The following is a 1907-nucleotide window of genomic DNA, read 5'->3' as shown; positions in this document are numbered from 1 at the left end:
AAAAACCTGATGACACAACTTCACCTGTTACAACCGATAACGCACCAACAGATTGGGTGAATAAAGATGTTACCGTTGACTTAACTGCAACTGATAATGATGGGGGTTCTGGTGTTGCTTCCACCTATTATCAACTAGATAATGGCTCCACACAGAGTGGAAATACAGTCCAGATTTCTGATGAAGGAGTCCACACTCTAACCTATTGGAGCGTAGACAACGCCGGAAATGTAGAGACTCAACATATCACTACTGTAAAAATTGACAAAACGGTACCTGTTACAACCGATAACGCACCAACAGATTGGGTGAATAAAGATGTTACCGTTAACTTAACTGCAACTGATAATGATGGGGGTTCTGGTGTCGCTTCCACCTATTATCAACTAGATAATGGTTCCACACAGAGTGGAAATGCGATCCAGATTTCTGATGAAGGAGTCCACATTCTAACCTATTGGAGCGTAGACAATGCTGGAAATACCGAACAATTTAATACAAAAACAATTAAACTAGATAAAACAGCTCCTGTGCTAAACATCAGTTTAGACAAAACAACAATATGGCCGCCTAATCATAAAATGGTTCCGATTACAGCTACAATTAATGCTTCTGATGGTACATCAGGAATCAATTCAGTAGTGTTAACATCCATTACCAGCAATGAAACACTTCAATCTGATGATATTCAGAATGCAAATTATAATAAACCTATTAGTGGGTCCACTGACTCCTTTAGTCTTCGTGCAGATAGACTGGGAAGTGGAAATGGACGTATATACACTGTGACATACACTGTTAAGGACAACACAGGGAATGTTACAACCAAAACAGCTACTGTAACGGTTCCTCATGATCAATCAAAATAAATTAAGTAGAAGGGGTCCCATCCTCTACCTCTCATACAGCCTTAGATACCGTTCTTATTGGGGGCCCGCCCTACATCCATCAACTTAAGGATTTAGACTATTTTTGAAGTTAAAAACAAGAGTTATCTTTATTTGCCGAAGAGTTAGATCGATTTTTCTCATTTTGGGGTATTTGTTTTTCTTAGCTTGATAGGCATGTGGTGGGACCTCACATCCATCAACTTAAGAAATTATTTGTTCTCCAAAACGAAAAAAATGAGCCGAATTCTATAAATAACTGTAAAAAGGTGAAATTTTCATTTTGGGGTGGTTTCAAATCTTTAATTTGATGGACATGGGTACGGAAACGATTCAAAGAATAACCCACCACAACCGAAAATTTCTCCAATTTAGGCGGGTGTGTTTTCTTATATTTTATTTTGCAGTTTCCTATATAGAGCTGTCTTGTGTAGCAGCTGAAACTTTTTCTTTATACGTAATGTCTATCCCAATAGGGTTTACTCTATTGGGATATTAAGCTAACTATAAGAGAGAGGGAAACGATTCGGAGTATGAGGGGCCACTCTAGAATTTAATTACAAATCAAAAAAGAACTTTATTCAAAGGGTAGCGTCAGCTTCAATTCATCAGATTGAATGTGAAAAAGAGCCAAACCCGTCATAAATGTTTCCGTAATGCATTTATTTAATATGAAAAGTACTTTTTGGAGGTGAGATATGTCAGAAGAAAATGAAATTCTACGTGCTACTGCATTAAATCCAAGTTTGATTGGTCCTACTTTTTCCTCTACTCCACCATTTACGTGTTCAACAGGACCAACAGGAGCCACTGGTCTAACAGGTCCAACGGGACCAACAGGAGATACCGGTCCAACGGGTTCAACAGGTTCAGCAGGAGATACCGGTCCAACAGGACCAACAGGAGATACGGGTTCAACAGGTTCAACAGGACCAACAGGAGATACGGGTCTAACAGGTTCAACGGGACCAACAGGAGACCTGTCTCTTATACACATCTGACGCTGCCGACGAAGCTAGA

At 39.5% G+C, this 1907-nt stretch carries 1 protein-coding gene and 1 pseudogene; both read left to right on the top strand.

Features of this window, described 5'->3' with window-relative positions; all coding sequences use genetic code 11:
• Nucleotides 1-869, top strand: an 869-nt coding sequence (locus JDS92_RS29960) for an OmpL47-type beta-barrel domain-containing protein (protein ID WP_374191352.1), incomplete at its 5' end; no start/stop codon positions are given.
• A 716-nt stretch (nucleotides 870-1585) separates the two neighbouring features.
• Nucleotides 1586-1867: pseudogene (locus tag JDS92_RS29955) on the top strand (exosporium leader peptide-containing protein); the annotation flags it as partial.
• Nucleotides 1868-1907 lie beyond the last annotated feature (40 nt).

Source organism: Bacillus cereus group sp. N12 (assembly GCF_016483575.1).
Taxonomy (GTDB): Bacteria; Bacillota; Bacilli; order Bacillales; family Bacillaceae_G; genus Bacillus_A; species Bacillus_A toyonensis.
This window is presented reverse-complemented; position numbering and strand designations above follow the sequence as displayed.